The organism is Streptomyces sp. NPDC048290 (assembly GCF_040652095.1).
Lineage (GTDB): Bacteria > Actinomycetota > Actinomycetes > Streptomycetales > Streptomycetaceae > Streptomyces.
Genome location: NZ_JBEZLM010000007.1, coordinates 52,709 through 71,265 on the forward strand (window position 1 = coordinate 52,709; position 18,557 = coordinate 71,265).

The following is an 18,557-nucleotide window of genomic DNA, read 5'->3' on the forward strand; positions in this document are numbered from 1 at the left end:
TTTTGGTGGCGCGATGGACAACCGTCCGTCGCGCCACCGCCTTGTCCGCATACCTTCGTCCCGCTGCGAGCCGCCGGGTAACGGTGGCTCCCCACATGGGAGATCGGGGGTGCACTCGTGCGCATCGGACTGCTTACGGAGGGTGGCTATCCGTATGTGAGCGGTGACGCCAGGCTGTGGTGCGACCGGCTCGTGCGCGGGCTCGGGCAGCACGAGTTCCACGTCTACGCGCTCAGTCGCAGCGAGCGCCAGGAGAGCGCGGGCCGACTGGCGCTGCCGCCGCAGGTCACCCGGGTGCGGACCGCTCCGCTGTGGACCGCCGGGGACGACGGCGTCCGGCTCGGCAGGCGCGCACGCCGGCGCTTCTCGGAGGCGTACGGGGAGTTGGTGCGGGGGTTGTGCGCCGGGGGTGTGGTGTCGGGCGCCGGGGTGTACGCCGGGGGTGTGGGGGCGGAGGGTTCGGAGGGTTCGTGGGGTTCAGAGAAGGGCGGCTCTGATGTCTTCGCGCTTCAGGCGGACCGTTTCGCCTATGCGCTGTACGGGCTCGCTGAGCTGGCCCGGGACGCGGGGGGCGGGCTCGCGGGCGCGCTGCGCTCGGAGAACGCCGTACGCGCACTGGAGCGCGCGTGCCGTGCGCCCGGCGCCCTCGGACCCGTGCGCGGGGCGCGCGTACCGGATCTGCTGGCCGTCGCCGCGCATCTCGAACGCGCCCTGCGCCCCCTCTCCCTCGACTGGTACGAGGACGACTCGCTCGGCGCGGTCGATCTGTGCCATGCCGCCTCCGGCGGGGTCGGCGCGCTCCCGGGGCTGCTCGCCGGGCACTTCACCGGCGTACCGCTGGTGGTGACGGAGTACGGCGTGCAGGTGCGCACGCGCTATCTGGCGTCCGGCGCGGACGCGGCGGCTCCCGCGGTGCGGGCGCTGCTGGCGGGCTTCCACGGGCGGCTCGCGGCGGAGGTCTACCGCCGGGCGGTCGTCGTCACGCACGGCAACGCACATGCGCGGCGGTGGCAGGAGCGGTGTGGGGCGGGGCGGGGGAAGCTGCGGACTGTTTATCCGGGGATGGATGTGTTTGCTGGTGGGGCTGGAGGGGTCGGTGGGGCTGGGGGGCTCGGTGCTGACGTCGGCACGCTGGTGTGGGTCGGGCGGGTCGAGCCTGCCAAGGATCTGGTGTCGCTGCTGCATGCGTTCGCGGAGGTGCGGCGGGTGGAGCCGGGGGCGCGGCTCCGGGTGGTGAGTGTGGGGGCGGGGGGCGGTTCGGGTTCCGTTGAGGCGGGTCCGGTTCCGGGCGCGGGTTCGGGTTCGGGTTCGGGTGGGGAGGGGGCCGCCTATCTGGCGCACTGCCGGGCGTTGGCCGCGCATCTGTTCCCGGACGAGGCCGTCGGACCGCACGCCGTGGGGGAGAACCCGGTGTCGTTCGAGGAGATCGGCGGTCCCGACCTGCCCACTTCCGCCGCGGCGTACGCCTCCGGTGCGGTCGTCGTGCTGTCGAGCGTGGTCGAGGGGTTCCCGGTCAGCCTGGTCGAGGCGATGCTCGGCGGCCGGGCCACCGTGTCGACGGACGTCGGGGCGGTGGTGGAGGTCATCGGCGGTACGGGGCTGGTGGTGCCGCCGCGCAATCCGCGGGCGCTCGCCACGGCGTGCGTGGCGCTGTTGCGCGACCCCGAGCGCCGGACGCGCCTTGGGGAGGCCGCGCGCGCCCGAGCGCTCGAACTCTTCACCGTGGAGCAGAACGTCGCGGCATTTAACGGCATTTACCTGGAGGTCGTCTCTCAGTATCCGGTCCGCCGGGTCGTCCTGGACGCGACCGGTGAGCCGCTGCCGTTCGCCTGTCCGGCCGAAGCCCATGTCCCCGGTCACTGGACCGACGCGTCCCGTCGGCCCGCGCCCCGCTCCGTCCCGACGTGGGCGGCGGGGCCACCGGTCCGTGCGTCGGCGATGACCTGTCTGGGGGAGGGGGCGTGATGAGTGAGCTGGACGGCTTGGGGGCGGTGGGCGAGGCGGCCGGGCGGGATGAGTCGGCTGCGGTGAACGGGGTGCGTGCCGTGGACTTGCCCGGGACGCCTGGCAGCCCGGGGGCCTGGGACGCGCGGTCCGAGCGGTGGGTCGGGGATCTCGGCGGGGCGGCGGGTGTGTGGGCGGCGGTGGATGTGAGTGGCGGGGGTGGGGACGGCGACGGGGTTGTGGGGGCTGTGCCGGTCGCCTCCGGCGTGGGGGGCGGGGTGGTGGGTCTTGGGGCTGATGCGCTTTCTTTCGGGGCGGATGGGGTCGTTTGTGGTGATGGCGATGGCGTGAGCTTCCGCGAGGGCGATGGCCTGAGCTTCCGCGAGGGGGATGGCGACGGCGGTCTGGGCGGGCGTGGTGACGGTGGTCGAGGCGGACGCTGTGACGAGGGTCGGGGCGGACGCGATGGCGAAGGTCGGGGCGGACGCGATGACGGAGGTCTGGGCGGGCGCGGTCACGGCGATCTGGGCGGGCGCGGCGCCGACAGCGCACCGGTACGCGGCGGCGACGGCGCACTGGCATCCGTCCGCTTCCGCTCCCTGTCCCCATCCCCCCGCGTCGGCGACCGGAGAGCCGCCACCGTCCCCCGCCGGGGCGCGGTCGATCCCGTCAAGGCGTTGATGCACCGGCACCGCGCCCTGTGCGAGCGTGCCGTCGATCCGCTGGAGATCGCGGCCGGGCTGGAGGCGTACGGGCTGACCGACCGTACCGCCGGCCGGTTCCTGCACAAGGACGTCTTCTCGCTCGCGGAGGAGATGTACGCCCGGGTGCCACGCGACGGCGACGCCCGGCCGCCCGTCGAGGCTCCGGTGGAGCCCGAGATACGGGCCGGTTGGGTGGTCCGCACCCTGTTGCCGGGCGCGTTGTGCGCCGCGACCCTCGCCGGGCTGCGGCTCACCGACGGCCGGGCCCGGCTGCTCGTGGCCGCGGTCGGGGTGCTCGCCCTCGGGCTCGGTCTGCGCGCGGCGCTGGCCCGGGGCCCGCTCGCCCCCCGGCGCCCGTCGACCGGACCGACCCCCTCCACCGGCCCCTGGACCCTCTGGCTCCTCGGATACGCCGTCGTCGGCGACGGACTGCTGCAAGTCGCCGTCACCGGAGGTCCCGACGCCCTGCCGACCGGCGCGGGGGACGCCGCCTGGCCGCTGGCCTTCGCCCCGCTGCTCGCGCTCGCCCTGGCCTGCGCTCCGGCCGCCTGGACGACCCACCTGTTCACGGTCGCCGCCCGGCGACGGCTCGGCGCCAGTCGGGGGCTGGAGGAGTTCACCGGGTCCGTACGGCCGCTGCTGCTCGGTGTGTTCGCCCTGTACCTCGGTGCTCTCGCCGCTCTGCTCGCCGGTGGTGCCGCGGTACTCGGCGAGCCCGTCACCTTCTTCCAGACCCTCACGCTCGGCGCCCTGCTGCTGCTCGCCCGGCTCCTCTCCCTCCATGGGTTCGCCCAGGTTCCGTCGCTGGTGCTCACCGCCGCCGCGAGTGCGGAGGCCCTGGCGCTGACGACCGTTTTCGCCGCTCGGCTGCCGGGCTGCGACCTTCTCTCCGTGCCCGTCGAGACCGTCGTCGGGCTCTGGGGGACGGGCGGTGTCCCGACCCTGATCTGCGCGGCGGCGGCCCTGACGCTGCTGGTCCACGCGGTGCGGGTGCTGCCGCGTGCCTCGGCCCACGCGAGAACGGAGTCCCTGTGATGGCCCCGCGTCGGTCGTGTCAGTACGGGGAGTGGGTCTCGGCATTCGTGGGGTCGGGGGGCTTGGTCCCGTTCGGGGAGTGGGCTTCGGCATCCGTTGGGTTGCCTCGCCTCGTCCCGTGCGGGGAGCGGGTCTGGTCGGGGGGGCTGCGTCCCGTGCCGGGAGGGGGCCTCGACATCCGCTGGGTCGCCGCGCCGTGTCCCGCACGGGGAGTGGGTCTCGGCATCCGTGGGGTCGCGGGGCTGCGTCCGGTGCGGGGAGTGGGCTTCGACATCCGCTGGGTCGCCGCGCCGTGTCCCGTACGGGAAGCCGGGGCTGCGGTCACCGGGGTCGCCGGGCTTCGTCCCGTGCCGGGAGTGGGCCTCGACATCCGCTCGGTCGCCGCGTCGCGTCCCGTGCGAGGACCGGGCCTCGACGTCCATCGCGTCACCGCGCCGCGTCCCGTACCGGCGTCCGCGCGTGGCGGGAGCCCGGAGCGGCGCCGCCCGCCCGTGGCGGATCTCGCCCGCGGGCATCCCGCCTCCCGCACCGGTGCTCCCCACGGGACCACGCCCCTCGACCCCGGTGACCGCGGCCCCGGCTTCCCGGTCCCCACGGGCCGGGCTTGGGTCCGCCACCGCCGGGAGGCCGCCGGAATCGCCCCCCACCCCGCCCCCGCGACACCGCCGGAGGCCCCCGCAACCACACCCGTACCACCACCCTTCGAAGGAGAACGACTGATGACCACCTCCCGACCCGGCGCGACCGCAGCCCCAGGAGCCACCGGCGCCTCCGGCAGCGCCGGACGACTCACCCCGGGAGCCGCCCGATGAGGGTCCTGCTGATCGGAGCCAATGGATACATCGGCCGCTTCGTCGCCGACCGGCTGCTCGCCGACCCGGCCGTCCAGCTCACCGCGCTCGGCCGCGGTGACGACGCCGACGTCCGGTTCGACCTCGCGTCCGGCAGCCCCGGCGCGCTCACCCGGTTCCTCGACGCGGTCCACCCGGGCGTCGTCGTCAACTGCGCCGGTACCACCCGCGGCGGCGCCCGCGACCTCACCCGGCACAACACCGTCGCCGTCGCCACCGTCTGTGAGGCCCTGCGCCGCAGCGGATGCGGCGCCCGGCTGGTCCAGATCGGCTGCGCCGCCGAGTACGGGCCCAGCCAGCCGGGCTCGTCCACCGCCGAGGACGCCGTGCCCCGCCCCGGCGGTCCCTACGGCGTCAGCAAGCTCGCCGCCACCGAACTCGTCCTCGGCTCCGGTCTGGACGCCGTCGTGCTGCGGGTCTTCTCCCCGGCCGGGCCCGGCACCCCGGCGGGCTCCCCGCTCGGGCGGCTCGCCGAGGCCATGCGGCGCGCGATGCAGTCCGGTGACGGTGAGCTGAAGCTCGGCGGTCTCGGCGCCCAGCGGGACTTCGTGGACGTCCGGGACGTGGCCCGCGCGGTGCACGCCGCGTCGCTGTCCGCCGCCCAGGGCGTCATCAACATCGGCTCCGGCCGTGCCGTGCGGCTGCGCGACGCCGCCGCCACCCTCGCCCGGGTCGCCGGATACGGCGGTGCGCTGCACGAACTCGACGGCCCGCCCGGCCCGCTGCGCCCGGCCATCGGCCACCCGCGCGGCGACTCCGACCATGTGGCCCCCGTCGCGTATCCGTACCCGGACGGCTGCGGAAGCTGGCAGCAGGCCGATGTCCGCACCGCCCGCGACCGGCTCGGCTGGCGGCCCCGGATCAACCTTGAGGAATCCCTCGCCGACATCTGGATGGAGGCCGCGTGCCGTATCTGAACCCGGCCGGCGTCACCGCGCGCACCTGGGGGACCCGGCTCGCCCCCGGCCCCCAGGCCCCGGGAACGGGTCTGGGCACCGGCCTGGGTGTCCCCGGTTACGCCCACCCCCTGGTCGCCCGCGCCGAATGGGCCGGGCTCACCGATGCCGGCGTCCCGCTGCACTGGGTCGTCCTCGATGTGTCCGACGGCCCCGGCGACCGCCCCGACCCGCACTGCCTGGAGGCCGCGGGCCGGCTGCGGAACGCCGGGGTCCGGGTCCTCGGACGGATCGACAGCCGCTTCGGCGCCCGCGGCTTCGGCGAGGTGATCTCCGACGCCCACCGCTATCTCGACTGGTACCTGGTCGACGGGTTCCTGCTCGACCACTGCCCGGCGGGCCGCGAGGAACTGCCCGAGATCCGCCGCACGGTCACCACGCTCCGCGCGATCGGCGACAGCGAACCCCATGTCGTCCTCGGCCACGGCACCCATCCGCATCCCGGCTACGCCGAGAACGCCGATCAGCTGATCACCTTCTCCGGGCCCTGGAGCGACTACCGGTGGGCGCAGGTGGCCGAGTGGACCGCGAGCTATCCACCGGAGAAGTTCTGCCACTTCGTGCACGGTCTGCCGGGCGGGCACCTCGACGAGGCACTGCGGATCGCCCGCTGGCAGGGCGCCGCCACGCTCTGGTTCACCGACCGCACGGCCCGCGAGGAGGCGGATCCGAGGGACCCCTGGGCGGCCATGCCCGGCTACTGGGACGCGATCGTCTCGCGTCTTGGACCAGGTGTCTCGGAATGAAAAAGGCCGTGGCACTGTTACGGGGAGAACAACCGTAGTGACAGACCGACCAACGGAGTCCCCGTGTCGTTGCCACCCCTGGTCGAGCCCGCCGGTGAGCTCACCGTAGACGAGGTCCGCAGGTACTCCCGCCACCTGATCATCCCCGACGTCGGGATGGACGGGCAGAAGCGGCTGAAGAACGCCAAGGTGCTCTGTGTGGGCGCCGGCGGCCTGGGCTCGCCGGCGCTGATGTACCTGGCCGCCGCCGGTGTCGGCACGCTCGGCATCGTGGAGTTCGACGAGGTCGACGAGTCGAATCTGCAGCGCCAGATCATCCACAGCCAGGCCGACATCGGCCGCTCCAAGGCCGAGTCCGCCCGTGACACCGTCAAGGGCATCAACCCGTACGTGGACGTGATCCTTCACGAGGAACGGCTCGAAGCCGAGAACGTGATGGACATCTTCAGCCAGTACGACCTGATCGTCGACGGCACCGACAACTTCGCCACCCGCTACCTGGTCAACGACGCGTGCGTGCTGCTGAACAAGCCGTACGTCTGGGGCTCCATCTACCGCTTCGACGGCCAGGCCAGCGTCTTCTGGTCCGAGCACGGCCCCTGCTACCGCTGCCTCTACCCGGAGCCCCCGCCCCCCGGCATGGTCCCTTCCTGCGCCGAGGGCGGTGTGCTCGGCGTGCTGTGCGCGTCCATCGGTTCCATCCAGGTCACCGAGGCCATCAAGGTCCTCACCGGCACCGGTGAGCCGCTGGTCGGCCGGCTGATGATCTACGACGCCCTGGAGATGCAGTACCGCCAGGTGAAGGTCCGCAAGGACCCGAACTGCGCGGTCTGCGGCGAGAACCCGACCGTCACGGAACTCATCGACTACGAGGCGTTCTGCGGGGTCGTCTCCGAGGAGGCGCAGGCCGCCGCCGCGGACTCCACGATCACTCCCAAGCAGCTCAAGGAGTGGATCGACGACGGCGAGAACATCGAGATCATCGACGTCCGCGAGATCAACGAGTACGAGATCGTCTCCATCCCGGGCGCCAAGCTGATCCCCAAGAACGAGTTCCTGCTCGGCACGGCTCTGGAGAGCCTTCCGCAGGACAAGAAGATCGTCTTGCACTGCAAGACGGGTGTCCGCAGTGCGGAAGTCCTCGCGGTCCTGAAGTCGGCTGGCTTCGCCGACGCCGTGCATGTCGGCGGTGGAGTCATCGGCTGGGTCCACCAGATCGAGCCGGACAAGCCGGTCTACTAGGCGGGTCCCCTGGGTCGGACGGTTCGGCCGGGTCGACCCGGTTGACCGAGGCGCCCGCGGTGGCGTGGCCGTCGGGCAACGGCGTCCGGTCGCCCGACGGTTGTCGCGGTCGGCGTGGATGTGCTTCCCGACGCGGGGGCTGTCAGTGCGAGAGGTACCGGGAACAGTTCCTGGAGGTCCAGGAACTGTTCCCGGGATACCCGGGGTGCTGACAGCCCCCGCTGTCGTCACTGGCAGACCGTGCCGTCCTCGGGCACCTCGCCCTCCAGCAGATAGGCGTTCACCGCCGAGTCCACGCAGTCGCTCCCACTGCCGTAGGCGCCATGGCCCTCGCCCTCCCAGGTGAGGACCACCCCGACGCCCTGGCCCAGTTCGTCGGCCATCCGCTGGGCGCCCTCCACCGGTGTCGCCGGGTCGCCCGTGTTGCCGACCACCAGGATCGGTGCCGCTCCCGGCGCGCTCACCTCCGGAGTGTCGACCTGCCCCGGCACCGGCCAGTCGTGGCACCAGCCGGCTGTGTCCCAGCCCAGGAAGGGCCCGAAGACCGGCGAGATCTCCTCGAACTCCGGCAGCAGCCGCTTGGTCTCCGCCAGGGTCGGCCGCTGCTTGTCGTCCAAGCACGATATGACGCGCTGGGAGTGGGTCGTCGTGCCGTAGCCGCCCGACGGGTCGCGCTCGTTGTAGCCGTCCGCCAGGGCCAGCAGCTCCGATCCGTCGCCCTCCTCGGCGGCGGCCAGCGCGCTGGTCAGACTCGGCCAGCCGGACTCGCTGTAGAGCGGCAGCACGATGCCGGTCAGCGCGAGCGTCTGGGTCAGCTCCCGGTCGTCGGACGCGGGCAGCGGCCGGGAGTCCAGCTCCGTCAGCAGGTCCGTGATCCGGCGGGTGCCCTCGGCGGGGTCCTCACCGGTGGACTCCAGGTAGTTGTCCAGGGCTCGCTGGAAGCCCAGGGCCTGGTTCTTGGCGTGCGCGAAGGTGTCCCCGGCCGGGTCGACCACCGCGTCCAGGATCAGCCGCCCCACGTTCTCGGGGAACAGGTGGGCGTAGACACCGCCCAGCTCCGTGCCGTACGAGATGCCGAAGTAGTGCGTCTTGGTGTCGCCGAGGACCTGGCGCATCAGGTCCATGTCCCGCGCGGTGTCCTGCGTGGAGACATGGGCCAGCAGAGGCCCGGCCGACTCCTCGCAGCCGGCGCCGAAGTCGGCGGCGTCCTTCAGGAACGCCTCTTCCTCGGCGGGGGTGTCCGGCGTGGCGTCCACCTGCTCCGCCGCCGCTATCTCCGCGTCCGTACGGCAGCGCACGCCCTCGCTGGCGCCGACCCCGCGCGGGTCCCAGCTCACCAGGTCGTACCGCTCGTGCAGGGCGGAGACGTACGAGCCGTACGACGGCATCGTGTCCACCCCGGAGCCTCCCGGGCCGCCGAAGTTGAAGAGGAGGGAGCCGATCCGGTCGCCGCCGGTGGCCTCGGAGCGGATCAGGGCCAGGTCGATGGTCTGGCCCCCCGGCTTCGACCAGTCCAGCGGCACCTTCAGCGTGGCGCACCGCCAGTCGTCCCCCGGGGCGGGCGCGCCGGCCGTGGCCCCGCACTCGCTCCAGTCCGGCTTCTGCGAGGTCAGTGAGGTCGGCAGACCGGACCCGGACGGGCTTGTGCTCCCCCCGCCCTTGTCGCCCCCGCCCTCGTCCGACGAACCCGAGCTGCATCCCGCCATCAGTAGCGCGGCAGCCGCACCGAGCGCGGACCACCGTACGAAACGCGTCATCGCACCTTTCCCCCTCTTTCCCCCTCGCAGGCCGTCCGCGCTTCGGCGGCGAACGGTTGTCAGGCCATCGTAGGCGTCCGGCGGAAAATTCGTCGGGGCCTGTGGATAACCTTCTGACCTGTGCTTTTCTGGGGTTGTGCGGTGGAGGTCGGTCAGCCGCAGACCGTTCCGGCCGCCGGTACCCGGCCGTTGAGGAGATAGCCGTCGACGGCGCTGCGCACGCACGGGTCGTTGCTGTCGTAGGCCCCGTGCCCCTGGCCCTTGTAGGTCAGTTCCACCCCGACTCCGGTGCCGAGCGCGGTCACCATCTTCTGGGCGCCCTCGTACGGTGTCGCGGGGTCACCGGTGTTGCCCACGACCAGGATCGGGGCCGATCCCGGCGCGCTGACGTCGGGGTGGTCGGCGGCGCCCGGCACCGCCCAGTCGGTGCAACTGATCATGCCCCAGGCCAGATAGTCGCCGAACACCGGCGACGCGGCGCGGAACTCGGGCAGCTTCTGCTCCACGTAGGCCGCGTCGTAGCGGGGTTTGTCGTCGGCGCAGTTGATGGACACATTGGCCGCGGTGAGGTTGCTGTACTCGCCGTTCTGGCTGCGGCCGTTCATCGAGTCCGACAGCAGCATCAGGATCTGTCCGTCGCCGCCGTACGCCTGGTCGAGGCCCTCGGTGAGGTACTGCCAGAAGTCCTGCGAGTAGAGCGACTGGGCGATGCCGCTGGTGGCCGCGGTCTGGGTCAGCTCGCGCGGGAAGATCCCCGGGATCGGCTTGCGGTCGAGGTCGGCGAGGAGTTTCGCGATCCGGTTCTTGACGTCCTGCGCGCTGTCGCCGATGGGGCAGTCCTCGATCTGCGAGACACAGTTCTCGGCGAAGTTGTCGAGCGCGAGCTGGAAGCCCTTGGCCTGGCCGAGCGAGCCCTGTTCGGCGTTCTGGGTCGGGTCGACCACCGCGTCGAACACCGCCCGCCCCACGTTCTGGGGGAACAGATGGGCGTAGACGCCGCCGAGTTCGGTGCCGTAGGAGATGCCGAAGTAGGACAGCTTGTCGTCGCCCAGGACCTGGCGCATCAGATCCATGTCACGGGCCGCGTCCGTGGTCCGTACATGGGGCAGGACCCGCGCGGAGTTCCGCTCGCAGGCGGCGTTGAAGTTCTTGACGTTGTCCACGTATGTGGCGCGCTCGGCGGCGTCGTCCGGCGTGGCGTCCTGCTGGAAGTACGCGTCCAGTTGCTGGTCGTTCTCACAGCGCACCCCGGCGCTGCGGCCCACCCCGCGCGGGTCGAAGCTCACCAGGTCGTAGCGGGTGCGCAGGGTGTCGTACGCGGTGCCGAAGGCGGGCAGCGTGGTGACGCCGGAGCCGCCCGGTCCGCCGAAGTTGAAGATCAGCGAGCCGATGCGCTGGTCCGCCGTGCCGCTGGTCCTGGCCCGGATCAGGGCGATCCCGATGGTCTCGCCCCCAGGGGCGTTCCAGTCCAGCGGCGCCTTCATGGTGGCGCACTGCCAGTCGGTGCCGCCCGGCAGCGGCGACGGCGCCTCCCCGCCGCCCTCCGCCGGGGACGGCGCGGGACAGTCCTGCCAGTTCAGCTTCTGCGCCGTCAGATCCACGCCTTGGGGATTGTCCCCGCCACATGCCGCCGTCAGGGCGGCGAGCAGCACGGCGGTGGTGGTCAGGGCGGCGGCACGCGGGCGGGATCGATTCGGCATGACCCCATCCTGCGGTCGGCCCGGACGGCCCGCGCGGGGCGCGAGCCGTACGAGGTACGGCCCCGTCCATGGAGCCCGCTCAAAGGGCGCGGCCGTACCGGGTCCATAGGGGCCCGGTCCGTCAGAGCGCGCCCTTGCGGGAGAGATGGTTGAAGGCCAGCCAGCCCGGCAGGACCGGCAGCCACAGGGTCAGCAGGCGGAACATCAGGACGGCCGGGGCGGCGACCTCGCTGGGCAGGCCGACGGCGATCAGGCCGACCGTCAAGGTGGCCTCCACCGCGCCGACACCGCCCGGGGTGGGCGCCGCCGAGCCCAGCGCGTTGCCCGCGAGGAAGACCACCGCGACGCTGGCCAGGCTGATGGAGGTGGACTCGTCGCCGAAGGCCCGGATGGAGGCGTCCAGGCACATCACGAAGCAGGCGGTCAGCAGCAGCATGCCGCCGATGCCGGTGACCAGCTTCTGCGGGCGCTGGAGCACGTCCAGCATGCGCGGCACGACCCCGGCGAACAGCGAGCGGACCCGTGTGACGACGAACTTCCGCAGGAACGGTACCGAGGTCACCACCAGCACCAGCACCGCCACCGTCAGCAGACCCGCGATGACCGTCCGGGACGGCGACAGGGACGGTGTCTTCTCGATGCCGGTGAGGTAGCCGAACGCCAGCAGCATCAGGATGTGACAGCCCAGACCGAACAGCTGCGACGCGCCGACGCTCGCCACCGCGAGCCCCGGCCGTACGCCCTGGCGCTGGAGGAACCGGGTGTTCAGGGCGACCCCGCCGACCGCGGCGGGCGCCACGATCTTCACGAACGACCCGGCGACCTGGGCCGCCACGGTCCGCACGAACGGCACCCGCTCCGGGACGAACCCGAGCAGGCTCATCGCCGCCGCCACATAGCTCAGCGCCGAGAACAGCACCGCCGCGACGACCCAGCCCCACTCGGCGGTGGCGAAGAGCGTCCCGAACTCGATGTGGGTGAGCTGCGACAGCAGGAAGTACGCGCCGATGGCGCCCGCGATGATGCTGATCAGCGTGCGCGGACGGACCCGTTCCAGCCGGGCCGGTTCCACCGGCGCCTGTGGCCTGATCTTCAGCACCTCGTGCCGGATCTGGGTGAGCGGGTCCTCCTCGCGGGCCTCCTCCATGGCCTCGTCCATGGCCCGCTTCTCGGCCCGCGACTCCGCGCGCGCCGCCTTCTTGTCGGTCTTCTCCAGCGCCTGGGCCGAGTCGACCCCGGCCGCCTCCGCGCGGGCCAGCTTCGCCTGCCGGGACGACTCCAGGACCGCCTCCCGCTCCCGCTCGGCCCGCTCCCGGGCCAGTCGGCGCAGGGTCGCGCGGGTCGAGCGGGTCAGACCGATCGGCTGGAGCATCGGCAGACAGTCGGCGACCGTGTCCGGCCCGAGCACACTGAGCGCGGAGGCCACGGCCCGCTCGGCGCCCACCCGCAGCGCCAGCGTGGTCACCAGCTGGGCGATGTCCATGCGGAGCAGCAGATCACCGGCAGCGATCTCACCACCGCGCAAATCGGTCAGAATCACCGTGCCGGAACGATCCACCAGAATTGCGTCACCGGCCAGTCGGCGGTGGGCGATCCGCCGCGACTGAAGGGCCCGCACCTGATGCCAGGCGTTGCGCAGCAGAGCGTCGGTGATCTCGTCGTCGGCCAGCGAGTCGAAGGAACGGCCGCCGGTGTGCTCGTAGACCAGCATCACGGCGTCCGGGCCCAGCTCGGACGTGGCGATCAGCTTCGGGGCGTTGGCCCCGGCGGCGATCGCCGCGTACGCGAGCAGCGCCTCCTGCTCCAGGGCCTGGCGCAGCGACTGGAGGCTGCGGCGGGTCGCGAAGCCGCGCAGGGTCAGATTCCGCCACACCCGGTAGAAGAAGCCCTGTGCCTGCTGCTCACGGTCCACCACGGTGACGTCCAGCGGTGGACCGTCCTCCAGGGTGACGAAGTAGCGCCGTCCGCGGTCGCCGTTGTCGGTGTTCTCGGGGACCTCCACACGGGCGGCGCTCACCGGGCGGAAGCCGACTGTCCTGAGGCCCGCCATCAGCGTGCGGCCGGTGGGCCGGACATTGGGGGAGCCGACCGCGTAGAGGGTGCCATAGGCGACGCTCCAGCCGATCAGCACGGTCAGGATGATCGAGAACGGTGTGGTGTACCCGGTGACCAGCATGGAGAACGCGTCCAGCATGAGGACGATCCACAGCACCGCGCGCCAGCGGGGTCTGCGGGACATGCCGACGGCGGTCATGTAGGCGATCACGGGGGCCAGATAGCCGTGCACCGGGTCCGTGAGCGCCGTGACATTGCCGGGGGAGGGCTGGGTGAGCGCCTCCTGGATCGAGCCCGGGGCGGCTTTCGCCACCCAGAGGTCCGTGGCCAGGGTCACACCGTGCGCGAGGACCGCCGCGAGGACGCCGTCGGCGATGCGCAGGCCGTCGCGTTTGATCAGCCGCTCGATCGCGAAGGCGACCGGGACCAGCAGGATCGCGATGCTGGACGCCAGCCCCGCGATCTTGATCAGCAGGTCGGGCGCCTGCCCGGTGCCTTTGTTGATGTCCTGTTCGAGGCCGGAGGTGGTGCCGTGGGCGAACGCGGCGATGGCCAGCAGGACGGCGATCCCGAGCACGCCCACCAGCAGCCGCATGAGGTCGGAGGGGCGGTGCACGCGCGCGGGGAGCAAGGGTTCGTCGCCCTCGACCTCGCCCGTGTGGAGGTCGCCGGTATCGCCGGGGTCGTGGCCGTCGTACGCGCCGGGGCCGCTCTCCTGGGCGGGGGGCCCGCCGCCGTCCTCAGGCGGGTCGCCCCCGGGCTCGCCGGGCTTCGCGTGTGCGTCGCCTCCCGCGCGGTGGGCGGCCTGCGAGGGCCTGTCGCCGGTGTCCGGGCGCGCCGCGGCGTCAGAGGTGCCCTCCGGGTCCTCTGGCTGCACACCCTGCTGCTTCATCGACTCTTCTTGGTCTCGTATCACCGGTTACCGCCCGCACGATGGTGGCATGCCGCACCGACACACGGGGGCATCAGGGTGCAAATGCGGGGGCGCACAGTCTGCCGGAAGCGCCGCGAGGGGGCGAGGGCCACGCACCGTCGCGGGCCCGTCACATTGTCGGTGGGGTGGGGCAGGATGGGGTGGATGAGCGAGGAGAGCCTGTCGGCGGACGCCCGCGCGGAGCACGCGGACGCCCTGCCGGAATACGCCGAGCGGGTCCTTGAGGTCGCCGAACTGATCCCGCCGGGCCGGGTCATGACATACGGCGATGTCGCGGAGTGGCTCCAGGAGGGCGGGCCGCGCCAGGTCGGCCGGGTGATGGCCCTGTACGGGGGCGCGGTGCCCTGGTGGCGGGTCGTCCGCGCGGACGGGGTGCTGCTGCCCGGACACGAGCTGCGCGCCCTCGACCAGTACCGGACCGAGGGCACCCCGCTCAAGGGCGCGAGCCGGGCCGCGGAAGGACATGTGCCCCGTCTCGACATGAGACGGGCGCGCTGGGACGGCGGCGACCACACGGAGGCTCACACCTGACAGCTTCCGCCATCGGGGGCCGGTGTGGGGAGCGCGTGCTCCGTACGAGCGACATCGGGCCCGCGCGGGGCATGGCGTACGTTCGTCCGGAAGTCCGGCTTCCGTGTCGGCGGTCGGCGTAGCGTCGGCGGCGCGTGTCCCGTTCACCCCGCCTCCACCGTCCTCCCCGCACGGCGGCGGACGCCCCCCGAGACCCCCTCCGCGGCGGCGCGCACCGCCGCCCGGAACAGACCCGAGCACGACCACCAGGACCGGCGAACCACGTGAGCTCCTCTTCCTCCACCAGGCGCCTGCCGCACCTGAAAGTGCGGCAGGGGAACCGTGGCGCCTACCGGCTGGTGCGTACCCCACCGGTCCGGCCGGATTCCCCTCGTCTGGACGCCGAACAGCGCGCGGTGGTTGACCACACCCAGGGTCCGCTGCTCGTTCTCGCAGGTCCGGGCACCGGCAAGACCACCACGCTGGTCGAGTCCGTCGCCGCCCGTATCGCCCGCGGCGGCGACCCCGAACGCGTCCTGGTGCTCACCTTCAGCCGCAAGGCCGCCGTCGACCTGCGCGACCGCATGGCCGGGCGCATGGGAGCCGCCCACGCGCCCCGGGCGACCACCTTCCACTCCTTCTGCTACGCCCTGGTCCGCGCCCACCAGGACACCGCCCGGTTCGCCGAGCCCCTGCGGCTGCTGTCCGGCCCCGAGCAGGACGTGGCCGTCCGCGAGCTGCTCGCCGGACAGATCGACCTGGAGCGGGCCGGTCTCGGCGCCGTGCGCTGGCCCGACGAACTGCGCGCCTGTCTGACCACCCGCGGCTTCGCCGACGAGGTCCGCGCGGTGCTCGCCCGCACCCGTGAGCTGGGCCTCGGTCCGGACGCCCTGGACGCCTTCGCCCGCCGCATCGGACGCCCCGACTGGCGGGCCGGAGCCGCCTTCCTCGCCGAGTACCTCGACGTCCTCGACCTCCAGGGCGTGATCGACTACGCCGAGCTGGTGCACCGCGCGGTGCTCCTCGCCCACCGCGCGGGGGTCGCCGAGCGGCTCGCCGCCCAGTACGACGCCGTCTACGTCGACGAGTACCAGGACACCGACGCCGCCCAGGTGCGGCTGCTGCACGCGCTGGCCGGCGGCGGACGCACCCTGGTCGCCTTCGGCGACCCCGACCAGTCGATCTACGCCTTCCGGGGCGCCGACGTGAACGGAATCCTGGACTTCCCCCGCGCCTTCCCCCGGCCCGACGGCCGCCCGGCACCCGTCGAGGTGCTGCGCACGTCCCGGCGCTCCGGCACCGCCCTGCTGGACGCCACCCGGCTGCTCACCCGCCGGATGCCGCTGACCCGGCTCCCCGCCGACAAGGTCCGCGCCCACCGGGAACTCGCCCCCGCGCGGGAGGGCGGCCGGGTCGACGTCTTCACCTACCCGACGGCGGGTACCGAGCTGGACAACATCGCCGACATCCTGCGCCGGGCGCACCTTGAGGACGGGGTCCCGTGGCGGGAGATGGCCGTCCTGGTGCGCGCCGGTTCCCGCACCCTGCCGACCCTGCGCCGCGCCCTCACCTCCGCCGGGGTCCCGCTGGACATCGACGGCGACGACGTGCCCCTGCGGCATGAACCGGCGGTGGCACCGCTGCTGACGGCCCTGCGGGCGGTCGCGGAGGCGGAGGCGGGGGCCGGGGAGGGGGCTGGAGCGGGGTCTGTGGCGGGGTCCGGGGCGGGCGACGGCGGTCCTGGGGACGGGCGGGTGCCCGGGGAGGGGCGGGCCGCGGGTGATGGCGGTTCCGGAGGGGTGCGGGGCGGCGACCTTGCCGGAGGGGAGCGGGCGGAGGGCAGCGGTGGCTCCCCCGTGGTTCATGGGGAGGGCGGCGTCGGTCTCTCAGTGGACCAGGTGGAGGGTGGCGACGGCCTCTCAGTGGACCAGGTGGAGGGCGGCGACAGCCCTTCAGTGGACCAGGTGGAGGGTGGCGACGGCCTCTCAGTGGACCAGGTGGAGGGCGGCGACAGCCCTTCAGTGGACCAGGTGGAGGGCGGCGACGGCCTCTCAGCGGACCAGGTGGAGGGCGGCGACAGCCCCTCAGAGGACCAGGCGGAGGCCGACCACCGCCCCGTACACGCGCAGGCCCCGGGCGACGACGACGTATCACCCGGACCGGGAACCCTCCCCGGGCCGGACGCCCCGCTCGCCGACGAGCCGCCCCAGGACGCCCCCTGCTGGCTCTCCACCGAGACCGCCCTGACCCTGCTCACCTCCCCGCTCGCCGGGATGGACGCCGCCGATCTGCGGCGCCTGGGGCGGGCTCTGCGGGACGAGGAGCGGGCCGGGGGCAATGCCCTGCCGCCGCCCTCGGACGCCCTGCTCGCGCGGGCGCTCGCCGAGCCGGAGCGGCTGGCGGTGCACGACCCGGCGTACGCGCACGGCGCCCAGCGTCTCGGCGGGCTGCTGCGCACCGCGCGGGAGACCCTCGCGCGCGGCGGCACGGCGGAGGAGGCGCTGTGGGCGCTGTGGGACGGCACTCCCTGGCCGGCCCGACTGGAGCGGACCGCGCGGCGCGGCGGCGCGGCGGGCCGCAACGCCGACCGTGACCTGGACGCCGTATGTGCCCTGTTCGCGACCGCCGCCCGCGCGGAGGAGCGCACCGGGGGGCGGGGCGCGCTGAACTTCCTGGAGGAGGTCGACGCGCAGGACATCGCCGCCGACACGCTCACCCGGCGGGCCGTGCGCCCCGAAGCCGTCCGTCTGATGACCGCGCACCGGGCGAAGGGCCTGGAGTGGCGGCTGGTCGTCGTCGCCGGGGTCCAGGAGGGGCTGTGGCCCGACCTGCGGCGGCGCGGCTCGCTGCTGGAGGCCGACCGGATCGGCCGCGACGGACTCGCCGAGCCCCTCACACCGGGCGCGCTGCTCGCCGAGGAGCGCCGCCTCTTCTATGTCGCCGCCACCCGCGCGAAGGAGCGTCTCGTCGTCACCGCCGTGAAGGCCCCGGCGGACGACGGCGACCAGCCTTCCCGCTTCCTGACCGAACTCGGTGTCGAACCCCGGGACGTCACCGGGCGCCCGCGCCGCCCGCTGTCGGTGGCCGCGCTGGTCGCCGAGTTGCGGGCCACCACCGTCGACCCGCGGGTCTCGGGGGCGCTGCGCGAGGCCACCGCGCAGAGGCTGGCCCGGCTCGCCGCGCTCGCCGACGAGGACGGCCGCCCCCTGGTGCCGTCCGCGCACCCCGAACGCTGGTGGGGGATGCACGAGCCGACGGCGGCCAGGGCGCCGCTGCGCGACCGGGACCAGCCCGTGGTGCTGTCCGGCAGCGCGCTCGACCAGCTCGCCAACACCTGTGCGCTGCAATGGTTCCTGGGCCGTGAGGTGAAGGCGGACGCGCCCGCCTCGGCCGCCCAGGGCTTCGGCAACGTCGTCCACGTCCTGGCCGACGAGGTCGCCTCCGGGCACTCCCCGGCCGATCTGTCCGTCCTGATGGAACGCCTCGACTCGGTGTGGAACGCGCTCGCCTTCGAGGCGCCGTGGAAGTCCGCCCAGGAGAAGGACAACGCGCGCGTGGCGCTCGAACGGTTCCTGAAGTGGCATGTGATGGACCGCGCGGGGCGCACCCCGGTGGCCAGCGAGCACGACTTCGACATCACCCTCGAAGCCGGTGCCTATGAGGTCCGCATCCGCGGCCAGATGGACCGCGTGGAGGCCGACGGCGAGGGCCGCGCGTATGTCGTGGACTTCAAGACCGGCAAACAGGCGCCCAGCGCGGCGGAGGTGGCCCAGCACCCGCAGCTCGCCGTCTATCAGCTCGCGGTCCGCGAGGGCGCGGTCGACGAGGTGTTCGACGGGCTGCGCCCCGCTCCCGGAGGCGCCGAACTCGTCCAGCTCCGCCAGGGCGCCGCGCGGCGCGACGGCGGCGAGACCCTGCCCAAGGTGCAGGCCCAGGAGCCCCTGGAGGGGGAGTGGATCGGCGAGTTGCTCGCCACCGCCGCCGGGAAGGTCCTCGACGAACGGTTCACCCCGACCGCGGGCCAGCAGTGCACCCACTGCGCGTTCCGCGCCTCGTGCAGCGCCCGCCCGGAGGGACGCCACGTGGTGGAGTGACATACGGCACGGTGCGGCGTGCCCAGGAA

11 protein-coding genes are annotated in these 18,557 nt (G+C 73.3%); 7 read left to right on the forward strand and 4 right to left on the reverse strand.

What is annotated here, in order from left to right; all coding sequences use genetic code 11:
* Positions 1-117 precede the first annotated feature (117 nt).
* The gene (locus AB0D49_RS13860; protein WP_362755976.1) at positions 118-1,965 is read left to right on the forward strand and encodes a DUF3492 domain-containing protein; all 1,848 of its coding nucleotides are present in this window, start codon (positions 118-120) and stop codon (positions 1,963-1,965) included.
* Here AB0D49_RS13860 and AB0D49_RS13865 read toward each other — a convergent pair.
* Positions 1,857-2,630 (reverse strand): hypothetical protein, encoded by a 774-nt coding sequence (locus AB0D49_RS13865; protein ID WP_362756941.1) that lies wholly within the window; start codon positions 2,628-2,630, stop codon positions 1,857-1,859. The genes AB0D49_RS13860 and AB0D49_RS13865 overlap by 109 nt on opposite strands.
* On the opposite strand from AB0D49_RS13865, the gene AB0D49_RS13870 reads away from it, so the two are divergent.
* From AB0D49_RS13870 to moeZ, 4 genes are all read left to right on the forward strand, one after another.
* On the forward strand, positions 2,544-3,683 hold the full coding sequence (locus AB0D49_RS13870; protein ID WP_362756877.1) for a hypothetical protein: 1,140 nt from the start codon (positions 2,544-2,546) through the stop codon (positions 3,681-3,683). The two genes, AB0D49_RS13865 and AB0D49_RS13870, sit on opposite strands and share 87 nt — an antisense overlap.
* Before the next feature lie 808 nt (positions 3,684-4,491).
* Positions 4,492-5,451, forward strand: a complete 960-nt coding sequence (locus AB0D49_RS13875) for an NAD-dependent epimerase/dehydratase (RefSeq protein WP_362755979.1) — start codon at positions 4,492-4,494, stop codon at positions 5,449-5,451.
* Positions 5,452-5,522: 71 nt separating this feature from the next.
* Complete coding sequence (locus AB0D49_RS13880; RefSeq protein WP_362756880.1) at positions 5,523-6,236, forward strand: spherulation-specific family 4 protein; 714 nt, start codon at positions 5,523-5,525, stop codon at positions 6,234-6,236.
* Positions 6,237-6,299: 63 nt separating this feature from the next.
* Positions 6,300-7,478 carry an adenylyltransferase/sulfurtransferase MoeZ gene (moeZ, locus tag AB0D49_RS13885; protein WP_362755982.1) on the forward strand — a complete coding sequence of 393 codons (1,179 nt, stop codon included), beginning with the start codon at positions 6,300-6,302 and terminating at the stop codon, positions 7,476-7,478.
* A gap of 227 nt (positions 7,479-7,705) precedes the next feature.
* Here moeZ and AB0D49_RS13890 read toward each other — a convergent pair whose 3' ends face one another.
* The 3 genes from AB0D49_RS13890 to AB0D49_RS13900 all read right to left on the reverse strand — a co-directional run bounded on the left by AB0D49_RS13890 (position 7,706) and on the right by AB0D49_RS13900 (position 13,882).
* Positions 7,706-9,235, reverse strand: a complete 1,530-nt coding sequence (locus AB0D49_RS13890; protein ID WP_362755985.1) for an alpha/beta hydrolase — start codon at positions 9,233-9,235, stop codon at positions 7,706-7,708.
* A gap of 152 nt (positions 9,236-9,387) precedes the next feature.
* A complete protein-coding gene (locus AB0D49_RS13895) occupies positions 9,388-10,935 on the reverse strand; it encodes an alpha/beta hydrolase (protein ID WP_362755988.1) in 1,548 nt (515 codons plus the stop codon).
* A gap of 121 nt (positions 10,936-11,056) precedes the next feature.
* The gene (locus AB0D49_RS13900) at positions 11,057-13,882 is read right to left on the reverse strand and encodes a lysylphosphatidylglycerol synthase transmembrane domain-containing protein (protein ID WP_362755991.1); all 2,826 of its coding nucleotides are present in this window, start codon (positions 13,880-13,882) and stop codon (positions 11,057-11,059) included.
* A 186-nt stretch (positions 13,883-14,068) separates the two neighbouring features.
* Between AB0D49_RS13900 and AB0D49_RS13905 the strand changes: the two genes are divergently transcribed.
* A complete protein-coding gene (locus AB0D49_RS13905; protein WP_362755994.1) occupies positions 14,069-14,455 on the forward strand; it encodes an MGMT family protein in 387 nt (128 codons plus the stop codon).
* A 263-nt stretch (positions 14,456-14,718) separates the two neighbouring features.
* Complete coding sequence (locus tag AB0D49_RS13910) at positions 14,719-18,528, forward strand: ATP-dependent DNA helicase (RefSeq protein ID WP_362755997.1); 3,810 nt, start codon at positions 14,719-14,721, stop codon at positions 18,526-18,528.
* The last annotated feature ends 29 nt before the right edge of the window (positions 18,529-18,557 follow it).

Excerpts from the sequence above, each read along its gene's own strand:
- AB0D49_RS13895 (WP_362755988.1), bottom strand. The coding sequence starts at position 10,935 with ATGCCGAATCGATCCCGCCCGCGTGCCGCCGCCCTGACCACCACCGCC.
- AB0D49_RS13890 (WP_362755985.1), bottom strand. The coding sequence starts at position 9,235 with ATGACGCGTTTCGTACGGTGGTCCGCGCTCGGTGCGGCTGCCGCGCTA.
- AB0D49_RS13905 (WP_362755994.1), top strand. The coding sequence starts at position 14,069 with ATGAGCGAGGAGAGCCTGTCGGCGGACGCCCGCGCGGAGCACGCGGAC.
- AB0D49_RS13900 (WP_362755991.1), bottom strand. The coding sequence starts at position 13,882 with ATGAAGCAGCAGGGTGTGCAGCCAGAGGACCCGGAGGGCACCTCTGAC.
- AB0D49_RS13875 (WP_362755979.1), top strand. The coding sequence starts at position 4,492 with ATGAGGGTCCTGCTGATCGGAGCCAATGGATACATCGGCCGCTTCGTC.